Raw genomic sequence first — 21,276 nt, 5'->3', positions numbered from 1 at the left:
TTTATTGCATTCAGAATGATTTTGCATACACTGTCTGCAATTTAAATTGCAACTCTAAGCACAATGCAAGTCAGTAAGTGGATCCGTATTTTCCTAGCAATCATTGGTTCGATTTTATTTCTAGATGGATTAGTTTTAATTTGTCTCAATAAAATTAATGTAGGCACAATTATTCCTTTCATTTTAGGTGCTTTCTTCTGCCTATATTCTTTATTTTATTATCATTTAGAACGCTTTTTCTTCTACCACTATCGCTTACATACATTTTGGCGTTTTGGGTGGCTATGCTTCTGGATATGGCTAATTGGCTTAGGCTATTTTTTTAGCTTTATTAAAGAAAATAAAGATACTTCAGATAATATTCCTCCAGTAAAAGCAATTATTGTCTTAGGAAGCGGTGTCGAAAATGGTCAACCATCTACAATTCTTGCAAAACGTTTAGATACAGCCGCCCCTTTAGCGCTTAAACAACAGCAAGCAAAAGTTGTTTTAACAGGTGGTTTAGATTTTTCAGAAAAAGAAAGCGAAGCATTAGTGATGTCTCGTTATCTTGAACAAAAGTATCATATTGCAAAAGAACGAATGATTCTTGAAGATAAAAGTACCAGTACTGAGCTTAATTTAAAAAATAGTAAACCACTATTAGCACAGCAGCACATTAACTTAAACCAACCAATTGCTATTGTGACAAGTGATTTTCATATTCCTAGAGCAGTAGCAATTGCAAAGAAACAGGGCTATACCCAAGTTTATGGAGTAGCAGCCGAAACACCTTTAGCTACTCGCTACAATGCATGGTTACGTGAATATTTCGCGTATGCGAGTGGATGGCTTCTAAACGAATATTAAAAGTAATTTAGTCGAAAAACTGCTATTCAAAAAATAGCAGTTTTTTATTTGCCAAAATATTAGCAATCAGTACAAATATAAAGTCGATCTAAGCCGAAGATAATAAATTGCAGATTAAATTCTTATATTTAGTCTCGAATGAAACAAATTTAATGAGGATTAGGAACCCATCGAAGGCATAAGTATAGAAGTACTAAAGTTAAAAAATTGAAATCAATAGAAAAATAACTCAAAGGAGTAAAACTTTATTTTTTAGAATGGAAAATTGAAAAATATATCTAGTCACATAGTAAATATGTTTACATGTAAGCAAAAGATATTTATGGAAGAATTAATTTAGGAAATTAAATTTTCTGAAAGAAATAATGGTGGGCGCTGACGGGATCGAACCGCCGACATTCTGCTTGTAAGGCAGACGCTCTACCAACTGAGCTAAGCGCCCTTAATGAGAAAAGATAGCGAATGTATCTTTATACTCTACATTCTCTAAACAAGGGAATCAAGAGAATGGCGCAGCGGACGGGGCTCGAACCCGCGACCCCCGGCGTGACAGGCCGGTATTCTAACCAACTGAACTACCGCTGCACTACAATACTTTAAAATAAAGTATGGTCACATATATGGTGGGCGCTGACGGGATCGAACCGCCGACATTCTGCTTGTAAGGCAGACGCTCTACCAACTGAGCTAAGCGCCCTAGAAGAAAACTAATTATTCATTAATTTTTTGATTTAAAATTTTTACATTTCAAACCTTCTTCCAAACACAACCCGAACTGAAAAGTGGCGCAGCGGACGGGGCTCGAACCCGCGACCCCCGGCGTGACAGGCCGGTATTCTAACCAACTGAACTACCGCTGCACTTTCACAATATCGAAATTGTGGGGTAAACGATGTTAAGTCTTAAGTGGCGCAGCGGACGGGGCTCGAACCCGCGACCCCCGGCGTGACAGGCCGGTATTCTAACCAACTGAACTACCGCTGCACTTGAGAGCTTAACGTAAAGGCTTGGTGGGCGCTGACGGGATCGAACCGCCGACATTCTGCTTGTAAGGCAGACGCTCTACCAACTGAGCTAAGCGCCCTTAACGTCTTCATCGTTTGTGAGGTGCATTATAGAGAATCTTTAACAGGTGTCAAACGCTTTTCGACTTCTTTTTAAAAAAATGCGAATGAATGATTAAAAATAAGTCATTATTAAGTAAAAAACAATTTTTTGTATTTTATTTAAACACTTATTTCAATATTTACCACATTTGCACAGCTCATCAAGATTAGATAAAACTCGCTCTCAGGTTAAAGATTGTTCAGATAAATAAACTAACGCATCTTCAGTAACTAAATCAAATAGCTCAATGATTTCTTCATTACGCATTCGAACGCAGCCATGTGACATTGGCACCCCCATTGGTTGCGTGTCTGGCGTTCCATGAATGTAAATGTAACGCTGCATGGTGTCGTGACCTTCGCCTTTATTAAAACCTTCTTCTAGTCCATCTAACCAAAGAATACGAGAAAGTATCCAGTCTCGCTGAGGATATTGGGTAGCTAACTCAGTGCTATAAACCTCCCCCGTTGGCTTACGTGCAATAAAAACTGCATTTTGTGGGGACTCGGCACCAATTTTCTTTGCTACTCTATGCCATCCGCGCGGTGTTCTACCCGTGTTTTCCTGCTCACCAATTCCATTCTTTCCTGTAGAAATGACATAGAACTTATTATGTTTAGGCAAAGTTAATGTTTGGTTTGCTAAATCGATAAGAACATCCGCATCTTCGAGCTTAAATTGAGACATTGAACTTATTCTCTTATATCAACTCAAATACATTGAGTTTAATTAAAAAATTGTTGTAAGGGCTTGTCTTACACTGGAAATAAAAGATTATCAATCTTTTATTTTGGCTCAGGGCGTAGCCATAACCAAACTGCAACGATGAACATAGTAAGATCAGTAAAAACCTTGACTAAAAGTGGTGCTGAAGTGAATAGCATGATAATTCCGCTAATCGCCATCATTATGCTTGCAATCCACTTCGCTTTACGAGGCACTGTGCCATTGGCTCGCCAATCACGTAGCGTTGGACCATATTTAGGATGATTTAACAACCAATTATCCATTTGTGGCCAGCCTTTTGACGCAGCCCAAGCAGCCAGAATCAAAAACACTGTTGTTGGCATACCTGGTAAAATTGCTCCAATAATGCCTAGCGTGATAAAAATCACGACCAAAGAGCGCCAGAACAATGTTCGCATATATAAACCTTAACCTGCTGTTAGCGTTAGTATAAAGTGTTTTTCTAATATTTTTTGTTGATCCGTTATGAAATTAGGATGAATTACTTCGAGTATTAAATGTATGAATATTGCCTCAGTTAAAACGTCCTATTTCGAGCCATGGCTTCAATTTCAACATCCTATAGTTAGACAACTCGCTTTTTGTATTGCTAGTCCAAATTTACTTTGTCAAATACCAAAAAGCTTAGATATACAACATCATTTCAAGTTACATACAAGTGAGTTTTGGGAGGTTCATTTTCAAAACTATTTGCCGCGTTTGAAAGAGCTTGATCAAACTCCAGAGCCTTTAATTCGGTTTTTATCTCAGCTTAAAAGTACACGCTTAGGTTTACGCTTTGAGCATCTACTCTGGTTTTGGTTGCAAGAGGATCAGTATCACTCCTATCAACTATTAGGACATAGTATTCAAAAAATTGAGGGAGCAAAAACTTTAGGAGAACTAGATTTTTTAATTTTAAATAAAGAAACTCAAGAAATTGAACATTGGGAGGTAGCCTTAAAATATTATCTCGGTGAGGCAGATTTACATTTAGAACAATGGATTGGCTTAAACCGTCAGGATACTTTAAGCAAAAAGCTTTATCATTTTACGAACAAACAATTTCAGTTTTCTGAAGCCTTAAACTTTGAAATTCAACAACGTTTTTCAGTTTTAAAGGGTCAGCTTTATCTTCCTCTAGATTTAAATTTAAAACAGCCGCTACCTGACTGGATAAATTTACAGCGTCGTTTAGGGTATTGGGGCACCACAATTCCTCATTCTTCTTTTTATCGACTAGAAAGACAGGAATGGCTGTGTCCAAATAAACAACCTAGTTCCGCCCCAGCACATTGGTGGACAGACGGTTTATATTGTAAAAATGGTCAGGAAGTTCTGTTTTATATGTTTAGACATCCTTCATATTTAAAATTTAAGTCCAACTTCCAGAAATTTAAATAATTAACAATAAATTTAAGATTCTAGAAACATTTTATAACGTTTTTACTATTAAACAGTCATGTTTCTTTTTCCGTTTGTTTTTTAATCTAAATTTACTTCATTATTAAATTTAAACGGAGAAAATGATGAAAAAAGTTTTAGCTGCTTCTGTCATGATTGCTGTTGTTTTAACAGGCTGTAATACGTTTAAGGGTTTTGGTAAAGATGTTTCTAAAGCAGGTGATGCTGTAACGAATACTGCTGAAAAAACACAAGATAAAATGTAAGTTAGAGTTATCACTAAAAAAACCTTATCGTTCTGATAAGGTTTTTTTATTTTTACGTACCCATCACGTAGAGATTCGCCTATTATATCGGACTATATTTCACCTGATCAGCACGCAATTTCCGGTATGAACCATTCAGATACTCTCTCGCTTAGCCTAGAACTTTTACAACAACCTTCTGTTACTCCAGTTGATCATACTTGCCAGACCATCATGGCAGACCGCTTACGCCAAGTTGGTTTTCATATTGAACCAATGCGTTTTGGTGATGTAGATAATCTCTGGGCACGTCGTGGAACTGAAGAGCCTGTATTTTGTTTTGCAGGTCATACTGATGTCGTTCCGACAGGTAAATTAGAAGCTTGGAATTCAGATCCATTTGTACCTGAAATCCGCGATGGAAAATTATATGGTCGCGGTTCGGCAGATATGAAAACAGCTTTGGCAGCTATGGTTGTCGCATCTGAGCGTTTTGTAGCAAAACATCCAAACCATAAAGGTTCTATCGCATTCCTGATTACTTCAGATGAGGAAGGCCCTGCTGTTAATGGTACGGTCAAGGTTATTGAGACTCTTGAAGAACGTAACGAAAAAATTAAATGGTGTTTAGTAGGTGAACCCTCAAGTACTCATAAATTAGGTGATATTGTTAAAAATGGGCGTCGTGGTTCACTTAATGCAGTATTAAAGGTTCAAGGTAAACAAGGCCATGTTGCTTATCCACATTTAGCACTTAACCCAATTCATGAAGCATCACCCGCTTTAACAGAGCTATGCCAAACCGTTTGGGATAATGGAAATGAATATTTCCCAGCAACATCATTTCAGATTTCAAATATTCATGCTGGAACTGGTGCAACCAACGTAATTCCGGGTACTTTAGAAGTTACTTTTAACTTCCGTTATTCAACAGAAGTGACAGCTGAACAGCTTAAACAACGTGTTCATGAGATTTTAGATAAACACGGTTTAAAATATGAAATTATTTGGAATTTGTCTGGTTTACCTTTCCTGACTCCAATCGGTGAACTGGTTAATGCCGCTCAAACTGCTATTTTAAATGTAACTGGTACTGAAACTGAGCTTTCAACAAGTGGTGGTACTTCGGACGGACGTTTTATTGCTCCGACAGGTGCACAGGTATTGGAGTTAGGAGTTCTTAACGCAACAATTCATCAAATTAATGAACATGTTGACGTGCATGACCTCGATCCCCTGACTGATATTTATGAGCAAATTTTAGAAAATTTATTAGCTAAATAAAAATTAAAAAAGGAACTCAAATGAGTTCCTTTTTTTTATAGATGAAGCGAGTTTTGGATATATTGCAAATTAGGAACGTGGTAGCGTTGATTCTCCATTCGCACATATTTAAATACACTTGGATTCTGTAAAGTATCTTGTATATCTTCATTTTCATCTACGACTTCAGAAATACGTAAACGAACTGAAGCTGGCATCGATTTGCAGATGAGTGCAAAACGTTGGCTGATATCTTCACTTTCAATAACCAATGCCACCGCTCGCGAGTCAATTTCATTGTGCAATGAATAGACCGGAAGCTTTACGTCATGCCATTCAATATGCTTAATACCATTTTTAACATCCATCGCTGATAACACGATGTTTTGTGGCAATAGCATCGGCACTTGCTGATCGCACTCAATAATATACGCATCAATAAAACCGGTTGAAACAGTAATTAAATGTTGAAGTTCTTGCTGATCCATTTCATTAATTAATGATGTACTTATCTGATTTTTCATTAGGCAAGCTCCTCTTCACGTGTCGTGAAAAAAGCATCAATATTGTGAAGTAAGTCTTCTTCTTGGAAAGGTTTACCCATGTATTGGTTAACTCCTAAAGCAAATGCTCGTTCACGGTGTTTTTCACCAGTTCTTGATGTAATCATAATGACTGGCATATGTTGATGTAGATCATGATGTCGTACGAGGTTAAGTACCTCAAAACCATCCATTCGCGGCATTTCAATATCAAGCAACATTAGATCTGGCTTAATATTTTCCAACTGCTCAATTGCATCAATACCATCTTTAGCAGTGACTACGTCATAGCCCTGACGTTCGAGTAAACGAGTCGTTACCTTACGGACTGTAACAGAGTCATCTACAATCATAATGAGACGGCGTTCGTCAGACTCGCGTTGTCTATAGACAGTCTCATTGAGCGACTTATGTCGACGAGTAGACTGAATTTGGCGAGCAATATTTTGTCCATCTAAAATTAGACAAACTTGACCATCACCTAAAATAGTTGCACCTGCAATCGCACCAATACTAGAGAACTGCTGCCCGATTGGCTTAACTACAATCTGCGCACGTGAACCAATAAGTTGATCAACCAATAATGCAATGGTTTGCCCATTATTGGCCTTAATCATTAATACTGGTAGCGAATACATCATCCCACTTAAACGTGGAATCGGTTGATTACCAACAAACTCAGATAAATAGCGTAATGGATAGCGTTTATTTTCAAATTCAAAGAACTCTTGTGCACTTCCAAAATACTGTTCTAACGATGTTGGTGAAACTCGAACAATTCGATCGATTTGAGCTAACGGAATTGCAAATTGTTGATCAGCAACTTTAACCATCAAGGCATCACTAACAGCTACTGTGGTTGGAACACGTATGGTAAAGATTGTTCCTTGCCCATAAACAGAGTCAACAGTCACATGTCCGCCCAAAGCTTTAATATCACTTTGTACAACATCAAGCCCTACACCACGACCTGAAATCTGAGTGACTTGATCGGCTGTACTTAACCCTGGATGGAAAATCAACTGCAAAATATCTTGATGTTCTAATACTTGTTCAGAATTAATCAAACCAGACAAGAGAGCCTTTTGACGGACCTTCTCAATATCAATACCTCGACCATCATCTTTAAACGTAACAACAACATCCGTACCTTGACGGTGAATATTTAGTTCAATACGTCCAGTTTCTGTTTTTTTTGCTTGTTCGCGTTGCACACGATCTTCTAGACCGTGGTCAATTGCATTTCGAAGCATGTGCTCAAGCGGTGTAACCAAACGCTCTAGCATTGTCCGGTCTAGCTCACCTTCGGTATTATTAACAAAAAGTTCTGCTGGTCGATCCAATGCAGTAGAAGTCTGTCTCACAATTCGTTGTAAACGAGGTAGCAATCGAGAGAATGGTACTAATCGCGTTCGCATTAGCCCTTCTTGAATTTCAGCCTGAATACGTGATTGCTGTACCAATAAACTTTCGGTATCTCTGATTTTTTCGGATAATGTATTTTTGAAATCGACTAAGTCGGATGCAGATTCGGCAAGTGATTTCGATAATTGATTCAATGAAGAATATTGATCCATCTCTAGAGGATCAAATTCTGTATAACGAGAGTGCTCAATACCGTGTTTTGCAATAATCTGGGTTTCTAATTCGCCTTCCATTCGACGTAACTGATCTGCAAGTCGTTGAATGGCTAATTCCATTTCTACGAGCGTATGACCAAATTGACTTAGATCCATTTCAATTCGTGAACGGTTAATCGAATTTTCACCAGACAAATCAATCATTTTCTCGATTAAATCTGCTGAAACACGAATCATCTCATTGTTTTGTTCAAGATGCTGGGTATGTTCCCATGCACCCATCATTGGCGGTGGTTCTGTACCATCACCTTGTACAAAACTCATTACAGGTTCCGTGCCAAATAGATCAGTTCTAGTCAATTTACTCGGAATTTGAATTGCCGTTTCAATAAACTGAATATTTTCTAGACTATGCTGTAAACCATCGAAATGTTGATAATTTTGCTTAAAAATTGCCTCTTTTAACCAGACAATTGCACTCTCTAATAGGTTGTCATAAATATTTGAACTAAAATGATAAAGCGCAAATTTTTCAAAAGCATTCTCAAGTTGATAAGCAATTGCTTGCACAGTTTCTAGTCCCAACATACGGGACCCCCCCTTCAAACTGTGCACTGCTCTTTGTAGCTGAAGCAAGATACTACGATTGGTACGCTGCTCAAACCACTGCTTTAACAGATGATCGGCCATCTCTAACAGCTCGGCCGCTTCCTCCATAAATGTCTGCTCGACAACAGAATCAATATCCTGATCTTGGATACTGTCTGTATAGCCTTCTGCATCAAAAATTTGTAATTCTGTGTGCTCAACAAGTCGAGTATTAGACTCAACAATCTGCTCAAAATTAGAAGTTAACTCATCGAGATTTAACGCAGTATCGTGTATAGCTTCTTGCTGTAATACTTCAACATTTAATTCTGATATAACATCTGTTTCAGACTCTGCTTGCATCTCTTCAACAACAGAGCCAAGTGACTCATATACCTTACCGGCACTCTTAAGCGCTTGAATAGTATGAAAAGCAGCATAATCGAGGTGCTGCTCACGTACTATTTGTAGACGGTCAGCTAAATCATCTTGAACCAGACGGATAAAATCAATAAGAGCAGATGAAGCAACCAACTGTCTTTGAATTATGCGCTCATAAATACTTTCTAATTCATGTGCAATTAAACCAATATAATTTGCCTGAATCATATTTGCCCCACCTTTTAAGGTATGCAAATAACGCATCAGGTTATTAAGAGCAGCAAAGTTCTCTTGATCATTAACCCAAATATTAAGATCTGTATCCATTCCTTCAAGCAACTCATCAGCTTCTTCAAGAAAAATATCTAACAGTTCTGGATCAAAATAACGATTTACGTGCTCAGTAGTCATGAACTGGCGATCTAAATGCATACTCTGACTCATTGCTACATGATCAGTTAATACACTTTCGATAGATGCCGGAGATTCATCTGATGTTTGTTCTACATCAACACTAAATAATGATTCAACAACATCCTGATTATCTAATGGTTCAGAATTAAGGCTTGGAATATGTTGGGTATATAGTTTTAGCTCTTCCAAAACATTTTGGTGTTGCTCAATAATACTAACTCTTTGACCCGCAGCTAATGCGTCAAATAACTGAATTAATTGTTGATGTGCTTTCTGATAAATTTCAAAAACATAATCTGATTGCAATAAATCAGGTCGATCAAGCAATACATCATAGCTATCTTTTAGTTGGTTCGTATATTCATATAAACCAACCATGGCCTGAGACTGAGTATGTTGCAGTAACAAGTTAGCTTGTTCACTTAATCGTTCAAGATAGTGAGGAAACTCAGAACGAATTCCCTTCTCAAAATCTAACTCTGCATCAAGTAATTCTGAAACATTGAGCTGTAACAGCTGAGATACCAGACCATGTGGAGGCATGAGTGGGCTTGAATGCTCCCCATGCTGCTCCATATACGCATCCCAAACCTGATTGAATTGTTTCAGGTCAGAATCTAATTGGTCATTAGAGCAGTGTGCAGCTAATAGATCTAAACAATTTCGAATAAACTTTCTGTAATCACGGAGTAATAATATCTCTTCTGAATGAGAAGAAAGTTCTTCTTGTAATAAGATTTTGAATAAATGCTCAACCTTCGTACTAGCATCAAAAATTGCTTCTACCTGAGCCATTGCCGAGCTACCGCGCAATGTATGTAACGCACGTATGAGCGCATTATAACTTTCGTGCTGATGTATTTCTTGTTCTAAAAATTGATCAATGGTCGCTAAGTGCTCTTCCGCTTCTTCCATAAATAAAACTAAGGTTTCAGCAAGATTATGTTCACTTTCTATCGTGGTTTCTAGAATTAAATTATCTGACACCGGCTCTAAATCATTCACCTCTAAACCAGTTTTAGTTTCCGCAGTGAGAGTATCAGACAATAATAAAAGTTCTTCTAAAGCAGGCTCTAAACTTTGCTGTTGTTGTAATTGTTGTCCCAATAAAATAAGAGGTCTAAAATCTACTGCATGTTCCTTTTTAGATTTAAAGTCATCTACTAATTTAAAGAAATAGAACTTAAATACCAACTGAACATATTGTTGGATGTTAGGAGTTAATGTGAGACTCTCATTGATAATCCGATTAAGCGTATCTTCTACAGTCCAAGCAAGCTCAGCAGAGGATTTCGCTGCAATCATTCGCCCTGAACCTTTCAAGGTATGAAAATGGCGACGGATCTCAGTCAGCGTAGCAACATTTTTAGATTGCATCCATTCATGAATCAAAGATTGCAATTCAACAAAAATTTCTTCAATTTCTTCAACGAAGATATCAAGAAATTCAGCATCTTGTTGAGAATAGCTATCTTCCGGTAGCATCATTGCTTCAGTTAAAGTTTTTAATATTTCTTTCATAGCAAAGGCTTCTTTTGCTTGTCTCCTAAATGGAGAAAAACGACAGAGTCAACACCAGATAAATAGCTGTGTCCCCAATATTTACCTAGCGTTGTTAATACTTTTTAAAAGGATAGCTATTATAGAAACAGCTATCCTCATCCCCAATTTAATCAGGTAATTTAAAGTCCGTTACCGATTCACGTAATGACTCTGCCATATTTGCTAATTCAGAAACCGAACGTGCTGTATCGAATGTTGCAGTTGTCGTTTGCGAAGTAATTTCTTGTACGACGGTCATCGTTGTCGCAATATGACTCGCAGATGCAGACTGAAGTTTTGCTGCATCAGAAATGCTGGCCATTAAGTTTGCCAAGTCACCCGATACTTTTTGAATCTCGTCCAAGGCGATACCCGCATCTTTTGCCAAGTTCGCTCCGCGTACAACCTCAGTTGTTGTTTGTTCCATTGAAATAACAGCTTCGTTAGTATCGGTCTGAATTGTTTTAACCAGAGTTTCGATCTGTTTAGTTGCCGATGCTGAACGTTCTGCAAGACGCTGTACTTCATCTGCAACCACGGCAAAACCACGACCTGCCTCACCTGCCATAGATGCTTGAATTGCCGCATTTAATGCAAGAATGTTTGTTTGGTCCGCAATGTCGTTAATTAACGATACGATGTTACCAATTTCTTGTGAAGACTCACCCAAACGTTTAATACGTTTAGAAGTTTCCTGAATCTGCTCACGAATCGTGTCCATACCTTCAATTGAACGGTTTACCACTTGTGCGCCATTAGAAGCAATTTGTACCGAACGTTCTGCTACTTCGGTAGATTCCGATGCATTTGAAGATACTTGGTCAATTGACTGCGCCATTTCATTCATTGCAGTTGATGCGCCGGCAATCTCTTGTGCCTGATGCTCTGATGCTTCTGCCAACTGGTTAGTAATATTCTGTGTATCATGCGTATAGCGGGCAACTTCCTGAGAAGTTTCATGAATTCGGGATACAAGATCACGTAATTGGTCAATCGCAAAGTTAATCGAGTCGGCAATCGCTCCTGTAAAATCTTCAGATACCGTTGCATATGAACGCAAGTCACCGTCTGCCAAGTCGGCGATTTCATCTAGTAAACGTAAAATCGCGTTTTGGTTACGGTCATATTCTTCTTGCAAGGTAGCTACACGTTGTTTATCTGCTTTACTACGAAGTGATAAAAGCTTTAAGACTGAACTAATTAAACCAAGCAGTGATAATGTAAGAAGTGCAACTAAAGCAAATGCTTTCCAACCATATTGTGTTTGCTCAGAAAGATCACCCAATACAGATAACATTTCATCAGATTCCGATAAAATCTCGCCTGATGACTGACGTACGTTTACAATCTGATCTGTATGTTTAAGAACTGATGCCGCTGCAGATTTTAAAACTTTATCATATTCAGATTTAATACCTTCCAAAGACTCACGTACTTCTGGAGACTCAACTCTAGCAACACCCAATTCAGCATTTCCGTTTAGCTGTGCATTTAAATACACACCAAACGTCTCAATATCCACACCAAAGTCATGTGCTGAGGTTTGAGAGTTTTCAGTACCAACCAAAACAGTGTTAATAGAGCGTAAAATACGTTCTGCAATAAATACTTGGTTCTTAGCAATAATCACCTGACTACTTGGGGCTTTTTCGCGAACCATCTTATCAACCATCAAGTTATATTCAGCCTGAATCTCTGGAATAGAGTCACTAATCGAGATATTCATGTTATATAACTGATTAATTACATCTTGATGTGACGAGATTAAGTTAATGTCATAAGACAAAGCTTTCCACAGAACCGCAACCTTTTTGTATTCTTTTGAAGATGTACCATGAATATTTTCAACATCTTTGATATTTTCTGCAAAAAGTTTATTTGATTCAGCTAAGTCTTTCATAGCTTTAGGTGAACCAGAAGCCGTTGCTTCAGTAGCTTGTCTAGAAATCGTTTGTGACAATAACCGCAACTCACCTAAACTACGTGTTAATTCGTTATGTCGAGGTACGCTATAAAATAAATAAACGAGCGAAGTTAAAGCAAATACCAAACATAACAACGCTACATAAAGGATAGGCTTGGACTTTTCACTTTCCCCAAATAAACTGGCGTATTGCTCAATTCCTGACTGGATTTTTGCAATAAAATTGAGACCCGATTTTTCGGACGCAACACGATTGCCGCCTTTCTTTTTAAGCTTAAAGCCCATAGCTTCTCCCCAGAAAATACTCTGTTTTTCACAGCGTAAAAAAATTAGTTTATAAATTTTGTCGATGCATTCATGTAATGTGGGTTTTGCAATAAACGACTAAATAAAAAGACATGCCAATGCTGATTATGTTGGTGAAAATAACCTTGGCAATAATCTTTTAGGTTTTCCTCTAAGTCTAAGCTTTGAGAAAAAAAACTTTTTTTATTAAAGTGCTGAATCCCCAAGACCTGATCCACAACCAACCCCACATACTGGTCGTGATGGCTAATACATAACACTTTTTGGGCAGACGAAAATGTACTTCGTTGCCCTGAAATAAAATGAGCCAAATCAGAAACTGAAAGCAACCTTCCCCGAATGTTCGCTAAACCTTTTACCCAACTTTGAGCGTTTGGAACTGGCGTATATTTCGGTGGATAGATAACTTCTGACACTTCCCCAAGTGGTGCGACGAAGTATTGCCCTCTCATTTCAAAAGCAATCCCTGACCATCGCTGTGCTTCATTTTGAACTGAAGCGTAATTCTTATTACCCCGTTTAGACAAACGAAGTAACTCGATAAATCCATTCGCTGCCATACTCGATCCTATAAAACGGGCAGATAATCCCGTTATTTATGTTTTTATGGATGGATGAGTTAATTTAGAAATTGTTTAATTACATCAATCAATTGCTTTTCTTCAATAGGTTTAATCAGATAATCGATTGCACCTTGACGCTTGCCCCATACTCGGTCAGTTGCCTGATCTTTAGTACTCACAATAACAACTGGAATATGCTTAGTGTCTTCATCGCGGGTAATCTGACGTGTTGCCTGAAAACCATTTACACCAGGCATAACAACATCCATTAACACTAAGTCAGGCTGTTCAGCTTTTGCTAAAGTTACACCATCTGCACCATTAGATGCTTCAAGTACATCATAGCCGTGCTTGGTTAGAATTTCTCTAAAACGATAAGTTTCTGTTGGTGAATCATCAACAATAAGAATACGTGCCATTTCTTTGCCCTTAAATTACTTAATTATGAACTTACATGATTACGAATCGCGTTTAACAATTCGTCTTTGCTAAAAGGTTTCGTCAAGTATTCATCTGAACCTACCACACGCCCTTTTGCCTGATCAAATAAACCATCTTTACTAGAGAGCATGATAACGGGAATGTTCTGATAATTTTGAGAGTTTTTAATCAAAGCGCAAGTTTGATAACCGTCTAAACGAGGCATCATGATATCGACAAAAACAATATCTGGATTTGCCTCTGCAATTTTGGACAAAGCTTCAAATCCATCCACCGCAGTAATTACTTCACAGCCTTCTCGCTGTAATAAAGTTTCGGCTGTTCGGCGAATGGTTTTTGAGTCATCAATTACCATTACTTTCAGATTTTGGAATGCATCTTCCATTTAATCTTCCATCCCCATAAATATAAAATATAAATGCAATTTAACTTAAATTTGTTTTTACGCATTTATACGCATTTTTAACATATCTCACAGTCTATTTTCAATGAGGCATTTTTGTCTACTTTCTCATTTATAAACAATAACTTTTAACCTCATCACACTTTAATTAAAATTATCATTTTTTTTATAATGACTATATTTTTATTCAGCTAAATAATAACTAATATATTAAAGATTAATTATTTAAAAATAAGCAATTTAGCTTTCTTTTTTTGGGGATATTCAATGAATAATCGGATGAAATATGCCTTTTATAGGAACTGCTTGTCTGTATCTATAGGCATTATTTCCTTCGGTTCGCTCTATTTTTCAACAACCTTGGCTCTAGCGGATACTTCTAAAGTGGTCTGGTATCGTTATTATGATCAACACGGTACGGCCAATATCAGTACATCTGTCACTCCTGCTCACATTCGTTACGGTTATGAAGTTCTAGATCAAAATATGCAAGTGATTAAAAGAAATCACTCTTATAGTGCCGAGGCTGATTTAAATCAATCAAGTCAACGAGCATTATCGGCACGGCATAGAGAACTAGATATCAAATTAAAAAATGCTTATAGCAATAGTAAGACAGCCATGCTTAAAAGAGATCAAGCATTACTTGCTATAAAGAAGCAAATTAACTATCAAGAGGAACAACTCGACCAGTTACAACAAGACAAAATTTTATTTAAACGTCAAGAAATGGAATATTTCAGAAAGAGAGAAGTCATTCCTGAACGACATAAGACTTTGATTGAAAACAATCTAAATAATATTTACAGAGTCAAACAGACACTTGAAACACTTTCCAAGACTTACAAACGTACCAATAGCGAGTATGAAAACATTATCGAACGTTTAAAAAAGCTTGAATAACTGTAAAGGTTTATCAAGAATAGGGGCAAAATAAAATTTGAACTATAGGATGATGCTGTATGCACAAGATGCATCTCACCCCTTCCACTATTTTTAAACTGAGTATTATTAGTGTATGTTTGATTTTAGCTGCATGTAATCAGCAAGAAACGACTAAAACAACGGCATCAGCTCCAGCAAAAATTGAACTCATTCCTCAAGACCTGATTGCAGTTAAAGAAGGAGCACTTGACTCTCAAACTGCATTTACGGGAACCATCCGTGCGGTTCAGCAAAGTTCAATTCAGGCTCAAGTGAGTGCCACGGCGACGACTGTAACTACAAATGTTGGTCAACAGGTACAAAAAGGCCAAGTTTTAGTGAGATTGAATAATCAAGACAATGTTGCACGATTAGCACAAGCGCGCGCCAACCTCGCATCAGCTCAGTCACAAGCTGAACTTGCACGCAATTTAATGAACCGAAAGCAACGACTTTTTAATCAAGGGTTTATTGCTCGTGTCGAGTTTGAGCAGAGTCAAGTTGACTATAAAGGACAACTTGAAAGTGTAAAGGCTCAACAAGCGAATGTTGATATTGCTCGTAAGGCTGATCAAGACGGTATTATTACCAGCCCAATTTCAGGCGTCATTACTAAACGACAAGTCGAACCTGGTCAGACTGTATCAGTTGGTCAAACATTATTTGAAATCGTAAATCCAGACCAACTTGAAATACAAGCCAAGCTACCAATTGAACAGCAGTCTGCTCTTAAAGTCGGTAGCAGCATTCAATATCAGATTCAGGGAAATTCTAAACAGTTAAATGCGACGCTTACGCGTATTTCACCTGTTGCAGATCAAGACAGCCGACAAATCGAATTTTTTGCCGTTCCTAAAGAAAAAATTGATTCGCTAAGCATTGGCGCTTTCATTAATGGAAATATTCTCCGTAATGACACTCAGCAAGGCCAAACTATTCCTTTAGATAGCATTCAAAATATGCAACATGATCCTTTTGTATGGGTGGTACGTAATCACACCATTCAAAAAGTTAAAATTCGTGTGATTGAACAGCGCTATAACGACAATATTGCTTTAGTTGATGGTCTACAACGCACAGATCTAGTGAGCCGTATTCAATTTGATGATTCCGACATTAATAAAAAAGTGACGGTTACAACCGGAAAAAATAAATAAGGTAGCAAATAGCATATGTGGTTTACTCGAATCAGTGTGAAATATCCCGTTTTTACTATTATGATGATGATCAGCTTAATGGTACTCGGGTTAGCTTCTTGGAAACGTATGACGGTTGAAGAGTTTCCGAACGTCGATTTCCCATTCGTAGTAGTGACTACGCAATATGCTGGTGCTTCACCTGAAGCTGTCGAATCAGATATTACAAAAAAACTCGAAGATCAGATCAATACAATTTCCGGGATTAAACAAATCACTTCACGCTCAAGTGAAGGTTTTTCGATGATTGTGGCTGAGTTTAATCTCGATACTTCATCGGCCCTTGCAGCACAAGATGTTCGTGACAAAATTGCTCCTGTCACAGCCCAATTTCGTGATGAAATTGATACACCGATTGTACAACGCTACGACCCCTCCTCTAGCCCGATCATGTCAGTTGTATTTGAATCAAATAGCATGAGTTTGGCTCAATTAAGTTCATATGTAGATAAACGTATCGTGCCGCAGCTTAAAACCGTGTCTGGTGTCGGTAATGTGAATTTATTGGGGGATGCCAAACGGCAAATACGAATAAAAATTCTTCCTGAGCAACTGCAAAGTTACGGCATTGGGATTGATCAGGTCATCAATACGCTAAAAAATGAAAATATTGAAGTTCCCGCAGGAACCTTACAACAAAAGAATTCTGAACTGGTTGTACAGATTCAATCAAAGGTCATTCATCCACTTGCTTTTGGTGATTTGGTGATTGCCAATAAAAATGGTTCACCAATTTTTCTAAAGCAAGTTGCAACGATTGAAGATACACAAGCCGAACTACAATCAAGCGCATTTTATAATGGAAGAACAGCAGTCTCTGTCGATATTTTAAAGAGTTCTGATGCCAATGTAATTCAGGTTGTCGATAAAACCTACCAAACTTTAGAGAAATTAAAAACACAAATGCCTGCGGGTTTAAACTACAAAGTTGTGGCCGATAGCTCCAAAGGAATTCGTGCTTCAATTAAAGATGTGACCCGTACCATTATTGAAGGTGCTGCCTTAGCAGTTTTAATTGTTCTATTATTTTTAGGCTCTTTCCGCTCTACCGTCATTACAGGTTTAACCTTACCAATTACTTTGCTAGGAACCTTAACGTTCATTTGGGCTTTTGGTTTCAGCATTAATATGATGACGTTATTAGCCCTATCACTCAGTATTGGTCTCTTAATTGATGATGCGATTGTGGTTCGGGAAAACATTGTAAGACATACTGAACTTGGCAAAGATCATGTGACTGCTGCCCTAGAAGGCACAAAAGAAATTGGTTTAGCTGTACTCGCAACCACTCTTACCATTGTAGCCGTATTTTTACCTGTTGCCTTCATGGGCGGGTTGATTGGACGTTTCTTTTATCAGTTTGGCGTAACGGTGAGTACAGCCGTTTTAATTTCAATGTTTATTAGTTTTACGCTCGATCCAATGCTTTCTGCTCACTGGAAAGATCCAATCAAGAAAAAAGATAATTGGCTACAACGCTTTTTTAACCATATTTCTAATGTGTTAGATCGACTGACTCATGTTTATGAAAAGCTCTTAAAGCTGGCTTTACGTTTCCGTTTCATCACAGTCATTATTGCAATTGTTTCACTATTTGCTGCACTAGGACTGTCTAAACTAATTGGGACCGAATTTGTACCTACCCCAGATAAAGGTGAAGTTCGTATTCAGTTTGAAACTCCTGTAGATGCTTCTTTGGAATATACCCAAGCGAAACTCCATCAAGTCGATAAAATTATTAGACAATTTCCCGATGTGGTTTCCACTTATGGCGTGGTCAACAGTGAAGTAGACTCTGGTAAAAACCATGCGGGTTTAGGCGTGACCTTAAAGCCCAAACAAGAACGTAGCTCAGATTTAAATACACTCAACAATGAGTTCCGTGATCGTTTGCAAAGTGTAGCGGGTATTCGAGTGACTTCTGTTGCCGCAGCACAAGATTCTGTCTCTGGCGGACAAAAGCCAATCATGATCTCTATTAAAGGATCTGACCTAAATGAGCTACAGAAAATTTCAGATCGTTTTATTACTGAAATGGAAAAAATTAAAGGTGTAGTTGATTTAGAAAGCTCATTGAAAGAACCAAAGCCGACTCTGGGTGTCCATATTAATCGTGTACTGGCAAGTGACTTAGGTTTATCTGTTTCTCAGATTGCCAATGCGATTCGCCCATTAATTGCGGGTGATAATGTCACAACTTGGGAAGATCGCGATGGCGAAAATTATGATGTGAATGTACGTTTAAATGAAAATAAACGTATGCTTCCACAAGATGTGCAGAACCTATATCTCAATTCCAATAAGACCAATGCGACTGGGCAAAATATATTAGTTCCACTTAGCGCAGTTGCAACAACCGAAGAAAAACTCGGTGCTTCACAAATTAACCGACGTGATCTTGAACGTGAAGTACTGATTGAGGCAAATACTTCAGGACGACCTAGTGGCGACATTGGTCAAGACATCGATAAAATGCAAAAGGCATTTAAACTACCTGCTGGATATACATTTGATACTCAAGGGGCAAATGCTGACATGGCTGAATCTGCTGGATATGCATTAACAGCCATCACCCTTTCAATTGTATTTATCTATATTGTTTTAGGTTCTCAGTTTAATAGCTTTATCCATCCTGCTGCAATTATGACTTCTTTACCATTGTCACTCATTGGTGTTTTTCTTGCCCTATTCTTATTCAAAAGTACCCTAAACCTATTTTCGATTATTGGCATTATTATGTTGATGGGGCTCGTCACCAAAAATGCGATTTTGCTTATCGACTTTATTAAAAAAGCAATGGATCAGGGTGTAAGCCGTTATGATGCTATTTTACAAGCGGGCAAAACTCGTTTACGTCCAATTTTAATGACAACAAGTGCCATGGTGATGGGGATGGTTCCTTTAGCTTTAGGTCTTGGCGAAGGCGGTGAGCAAAGCGCACCAATGGCTCACGCTGTGATTGGGGGAGTAATTACCTCTACCCTATTGACTCTTGTAGTTGTACCCGTCATTTTCACTTATCTAGATGACTTGAAAAACTTTATGCTGCGTCAAACTCGACGATTCATGTCATAATGCAGCGATTATCGTATAATCTGCGTTTTTATAACGCTTAACTTTTAGGACTTTTTCCATGCGCGCAAGCCGCTTTTTATTTGCAACGTTGAGAGAAACCCCAAATGATGCTGAAGTGATTTCACACCAGCTCATGTTACGTGCGGGGATGATTCGTAAATTGGCATCTGGTTTATATACATGGCTGCCGATGGGAACACGTGTGCTTAAAAAAGTAGATGCGATTGTTCGTGAAGAAATGAACCGCTCAGGCGCAATGGAAGTATTCATGCCCGTGACTCAACCCGCAAGTCTTTGGGAAGAATCGGGTCGATATGAACAATATGGTCCTGAATTATTACGCTTTAAAGATCGTCATACGAACCCATTCGTACTTGGGCCAACGCATGAAGAAGTTATTACAGACATGGCGCGTAACGAACTTAAAAGTTATAAGCAGCTTCCTGTAAATTTCTACCAAATTCAAACCAAATTCCGTGATGAAATTCGTCCACGTTTTGGTGTAATGCGTTCACGCGAGTTCATCATGAAAGATGCTTATTCTTTCCATGCAACTCAAGAGTCGTTACAAGAAACTTATGACGTAATGTACGACACATATAGTCGTATTTTCACTCGTTTAGGTTTAGATTTCCGTCCAGTACAAGCTGACACAGGTTCTATTGGTGGTTCAGCTTCACACGAATTCCACGTATTGGCTGCTAGTGGTGAAGATGACATCGCATTTTCAACTGAATCTGATTATGCAGCAAATGTTGAAATGGCTGAGGCTGTTTTAGTGGGTGAACTTGCAGCACCGACACAAGAATTTAAATTGGTTGAAACACCAAACCAGAAAACGATTGATGATGTATGTCAGTTCTTAAATGCTGACCCTAAGCAATCTGTGAAAGCATTATTGGTTCAAGGTGTTGCTGACGAAAAAGGTAATGTTCCTGTCGTTGCTCTATTTGTACGTGGTGACCACGAACTTAATGAAATTAAAGCTGAGAAGCATCCTTTAGTGGCTGCCCCTCTTACTTTTGCAACTGAAGCACAACTTCAAGCATTTGGTTTAACTGCTGGCTTTACAGGTCCACAAGGTTTAGTTGAAAAAGGCTTAACTGTAATTGTTGACCGTGCTGCATCTGTTCTTTCAGACTTCGTTGCTGGTGCAAATGAAGCTGATAAACATGCTGTTGGCGTAAACTGGGAACGTGATGCGCAAATTACAGAAGTTTTTGACTTACGTAATGTAGTTGAAGGCGATCCATCTCCAGATGGTAAAGGCACACTACAAATTAAACGTGGTATTGAAGTAGGTCATATTTTCCAGCTTGGTACTAAATACTCTGAAGCTTTAGGCTGTAAAGTTCTAGGTGAAGATGGCAAACCATTTACAGTAACCATGGGATGCTACGGTATTGGCGTAACTCGTGTTGTTGCAGCTGCAATTGAACAAAACTACGATGACAAAGGTATTATGTGGCCACAAGCCATTGCCCCTTTTGAAATTGCAATTGTTCCGATGAATGCGCACAAATCACCACGCACTCTTGAAGCAGCAGAAGCACTTTATGCAGAACTTCAAGCTCAAGGTTTTGATGTGTTGCTTGATGATCGTAACGAACGTCCGGGCGTTAAGTTCTCTGACCTTGAATTGATGGGTATTCCACACCGTATTGTGATTGGTGAAAAAGGTCTTGATGCTGGTACTTTTGAATATAAAGGCCGTCGCGATGCTGAAGCGAGCAATTTAACGAAAGAAGAACTTTTAGCTAAGTTAGCGCGTTAATAAATAGACAAATAAAAAAGCAGCTTTTA

General features: G+C 38.2%; 16 protein-coding genes and 6 tRNA genes. 8 read left to right on the top strand and 14 right to left on the bottom strand.

Annotated features, from left to right (window positions below):
• Window positions 1–63: 63 nt before the first annotated feature.
• Window positions 64–849, top strand: coding sequence for a YdcF family protein (locus tag K6I41_RS03350; RefSeq protein WP_198307112.1), 786 nt, complete (start codon window positions 64–66; stop codon window positions 847–849).
• Between the two features lie 366 nt (window positions 850–1,215).
• Here K6I41_RS03350 and K6I41_RS03345 read toward each other — a convergent pair.
• From K6I41_RS03345 to K6I41_RS03310, 8 genes are all read right to left on the bottom strand, one after another.
• Window positions 1,216–1,291, bottom strand: a tRNA-Val gene (locus K6I41_RS03345).
• A gap of 66 nt (window positions 1,292–1,357) precedes the next feature.
• A tRNA-Asp gene (locus K6I41_RS03340) sits at window positions 1,358–1,434 on the bottom strand.
• 36 nt (window positions 1,435–1,470) lie between these two features.
• Window positions 1,471–1,546 (bottom strand) — tRNA-Val (locus K6I41_RS03335).
• A gap of 86 nt (window positions 1,547–1,632) precedes the next feature.
• Window positions 1,633–1,709, bottom strand: a tRNA-Asp gene (locus K6I41_RS03330).
• Window positions 1,710–1,756: 47 nt separating this feature from the next.
• Window positions 1,757–1,833: transfer RNA gene (locus K6I41_RS03325), tRNA-Asp, on the bottom strand.
• Window positions 1,834–1,857: 24 nt separating this feature from the next.
• A tRNA-Val gene (locus tag K6I41_RS03320) sits at window positions 1,858–1,933 on the bottom strand.
• Window positions 1,934–2,139: 206 nt separating this feature from the next.
• Window positions 2,140–2,643 (bottom strand): cell wall-recycling L,D-carboxypeptidase ElsL, encoded by a 504-nt coding sequence (gene elsL / locus K6I41_RS03315; RefSeq protein WP_198307111.1) that lies wholly within the window; start codon window positions 2,641–2,643, stop codon window positions 2,140–2,142.
• Window positions 2,644–2,741: 98 nt separating this feature from the next.
• Window positions 2,742–3,101, bottom strand: coding sequence for a YbaN family protein (locus K6I41_RS03310; protein ID WP_005309821.1), 360 nt, complete (start codon window positions 3,099–3,101; stop codon window positions 2,742–2,744).
• 103 nt (window positions 3,102–3,204) lie between these two features.
• Here K6I41_RS03310 and K6I41_RS03305 point away from each other — a divergent pair, with 103 nt between their 5' ends.
• The 3 genes from K6I41_RS03305 to dapE all read left to right on the top strand — a co-directional run bounded on the left by K6I41_RS03305 (window position 3,205) and on the right by dapE (window position 5,615).
• Window positions 3,205–4,086 (top strand): DUF1853 family protein, encoded by an 882-nt coding sequence (locus K6I41_RS03305; RefSeq protein ID WP_250375196.1) that lies wholly within the window; start codon window positions 3,205–3,207, stop codon window positions 4,084–4,086.
• Between the two features lie 122 nt (window positions 4,087–4,208).
• Window positions 4,209–4,352, top strand: coding sequence for an entericidin A/B family lipoprotein (locus tag K6I41_RS03300; RefSeq protein ID WP_003655297.1), 144 nt, complete (start codon window positions 4,209–4,211; stop codon window positions 4,350–4,352).
• Between the two features lie 126 nt (window positions 4,353–4,478).
• Window positions 4,479–5,615 (top strand): succinyl-diaminopimelate desuccinylase, encoded by a 1,137-nt coding sequence (gene dapE, locus K6I41_RS03295; protein WP_250375195.1) that lies wholly within the window; start codon window positions 4,479–4,481, stop codon window positions 5,613–5,615.
• Window positions 5,616–5,650: 35 nt separating this feature from the next.
• On the opposite strand, the gene K6I41_RS03290 is transcribed toward dapE, so the two are convergent.
• The 6 genes from K6I41_RS03290 to pilG all read right to left on the bottom strand — a co-directional run bounded on the left by K6I41_RS03290 (window position 5,651) and on the right by pilG (window position 14,260).
• Window positions 5,651–6,118 carry a hypothetical protein gene (locus K6I41_RS03290; RefSeq protein ID WP_198307108.1) on the bottom strand — a complete coding sequence of 156 codons (468 nt, stop codon included), beginning with the start codon at window positions 6,116–6,118 and terminating at the stop codon, window positions 5,651–5,653.
• Window positions 6,118–10,620, bottom strand: coding sequence for a hybrid sensor histidine kinase/response regulator (locus K6I41_RS03285; RefSeq protein WP_250375194.1), 4,503 nt, complete (start codon window positions 10,618–10,620; stop codon window positions 6,118–6,120). Before K6I41_RS03285 ends, K6I41_RS03290 begins: the two co-directional genes overlap by 1 nt.
• 148 nt (window positions 10,621–10,768) lie before the next feature.
• A complete protein-coding gene (locus K6I41_RS03280; protein WP_107881234.1) occupies window positions 10,769–12,850 on the bottom strand; it encodes a methyl-accepting chemotaxis protein in 2,082 nt (693 codons plus the stop codon).
• A 44-nt stretch (window positions 12,851–12,894) separates the two neighbouring features.
• On the bottom strand, window positions 12,895–13,431 hold the full coding sequence (locus K6I41_RS03275) for a chemotaxis protein CheW (RefSeq protein WP_005309806.1): 537 nt from the start codon (window positions 13,429–13,431) through the stop codon (window positions 12,895–12,897).
• 59 nt (window positions 13,432–13,490) lie between these two features.
• On the bottom strand, window positions 13,491–13,853 hold the full coding sequence (locus K6I41_RS03270; RefSeq protein ID WP_004789266.1) for a response regulator: 363 nt from the start codon (window positions 13,851–13,853) through the stop codon (window positions 13,491–13,493).
• Window positions 13,854–13,876: 23 nt separating this feature from the next.
• On the bottom strand, window positions 13,877–14,260 hold the full coding sequence (gene pilG, locus K6I41_RS03265; RefSeq protein WP_000389061.1) for a twitching motility response regulator PilG: 384 nt from the start codon (window positions 14,258–14,260) through the stop codon (window positions 13,877–13,879).
• A gap of 285 nt (window positions 14,261–14,545) precedes the next feature.
• Between pilG and K6I41_RS03260 the strand changes: the two genes are divergently transcribed.
• From K6I41_RS03260 to K6I41_RS03245, 4 genes are all read left to right on the top strand, one after another.
• Window positions 14,546–15,181, top strand: coding sequence for a hypothetical protein (locus K6I41_RS03260; RefSeq protein WP_013196908.1), 636 nt, complete (start codon window positions 14,546–14,548; stop codon window positions 15,179–15,181).
• A gap of 68 nt (window positions 15,182–15,249) precedes the next feature.
• Window positions 15,250–16,359, top strand: coding sequence for an efflux RND transporter periplasmic adaptor subunit (locus K6I41_RS03255; protein ID WP_250375746.1), 1,110 nt, complete (start codon window positions 15,250–15,252; stop codon window positions 16,357–16,359).
• A 15-nt stretch (window positions 16,360–16,374) separates the two neighbouring features.
• Entirely contained in the window at window positions 16,375–19,473 is a 3,099-nt protein-coding gene (locus tag K6I41_RS03250; protein WP_250375193.1) for an efflux RND transporter permease subunit, read from the top strand.
• A gap of 58 nt (window positions 19,474–19,531) precedes the next feature.
• Window positions 19,532–21,247: a proline--tRNA ligase gene (locus K6I41_RS03245; protein WP_250375192.1), complete on the top strand. Its 1,716-nt coding sequence runs from the start codon at window positions 19,532–19,534 to the stop codon at window positions 21,245–21,247.
• Window positions 21,248–21,276 lie beyond the last annotated feature (29 nt).

Source organism: Acinetobacter sp. AS23 (assembly GCF_023612055.1).
GTDB lineage: Bacteria > Pseudomonadota > Gammaproteobacteria > Pseudomonadales > Moraxellaceae > Acinetobacter > Acinetobacter oleivorans.
This window is presented reverse-complemented; position numbering and strand designations above follow the sequence as displayed.

Coding starts and splice junctions, on each gene's coding strand:
- K6I41_RS03350 (WP_198307112.1), top strand. CDS start 64: ATGCAAGTCAGTAAGTGGATCCGTATTTTCCTAGCAATCATTGGTTCG.
- K6I41_RS03275 (WP_005309806.1), bottom strand. CDS start 13,431: ATGGCAGCGAATGGATTTATCGAGTTACTTCGTTTGTCTAAACGGGGT.
- K6I41_RS03245 (WP_250375192.1), top strand. CDS start 19,532: ATGCGCGCAAGCCGCTTTTTATTTGCAACGTTGAGAGAAACCCCAAAT.
- K6I41_RS03280 (WP_107881234.1), bottom strand. CDS start 12,850: ATGGGCTTTAAGCTTAAAAAGAAAGGCGGCAATCGTGTTGCGTCCGAA.
- K6I41_RS03305 (WP_250375196.1), top strand. CDS start 3,205: ATGAATATTGCCTCAGTTAAAACGTCCTATTTCGAGCCATGGCTTCAA.
- K6I41_RS03300 (WP_003655297.1), top strand. CDS start 4,209: ATGATGAAAAAAGTTTTAGCTGCTTCTGTCATGATTGCTGTTGTTTTA.
- pilG (WP_000389061.1), bottom strand. CDS start 14,260: ATGGAAGATGCATTCCAAAATCTGAAAGTAATGGTAATTGATGACTCA.
- K6I41_RS03290 (WP_198307108.1), bottom strand. CDS start 6,118: ATGAAAAATCAGATAAGTACATCATTAATTAATGAAATGGATCAGCAA.
- elsL (WP_198307111.1), bottom strand. CDS start 2,643: ATGTCTCAATTTAAGCTCGAAGATGCGGATGTTCTTATCGATTTAGCA.
- K6I41_RS03285 (WP_250375194.1), bottom strand. CDS start 10,620: ATGAAAGAAATATTAAAAACTTTAACTGAAGCAATGATGCTACCGGAA.
- K6I41_RS03260 (WP_013196908.1), top strand. CDS start 14,546: ATGAATAATCGGATGAAATATGCCTTTTATAGGAACTGCTTGTCTGTA.
- K6I41_RS03255 (WP_250375746.1), top strand. CDS start 15,250: ATGCATCTCACCCCTTCCACTATTTTTAAACTGAGTATTATTAGTGTA.
- K6I41_RS03270 (WP_004789266.1), bottom strand. CDS start 13,853: ATGGCACGTATTCTTATTGTTGATGATTCACCAACAGAAACTTATCGT.
- K6I41_RS03310 (WP_005309821.1), bottom strand. CDS start 3,101: ATGCGAACATTGTTCTGGCGCTCTTTGGTCGTGATTTTTATCACGCTA.
- dapE (WP_250375195.1), top strand. CDS start 4,479: ATGAACCATTCAGATACTCTCTCGCTTAGCCTAGAACTTTTACAACAA.
- K6I41_RS03250 (WP_250375193.1), top strand. CDS start 16,375: ATGTGGTTTACTCGAATCAGTGTGAAATATCCCGTTTTTACTATTATG.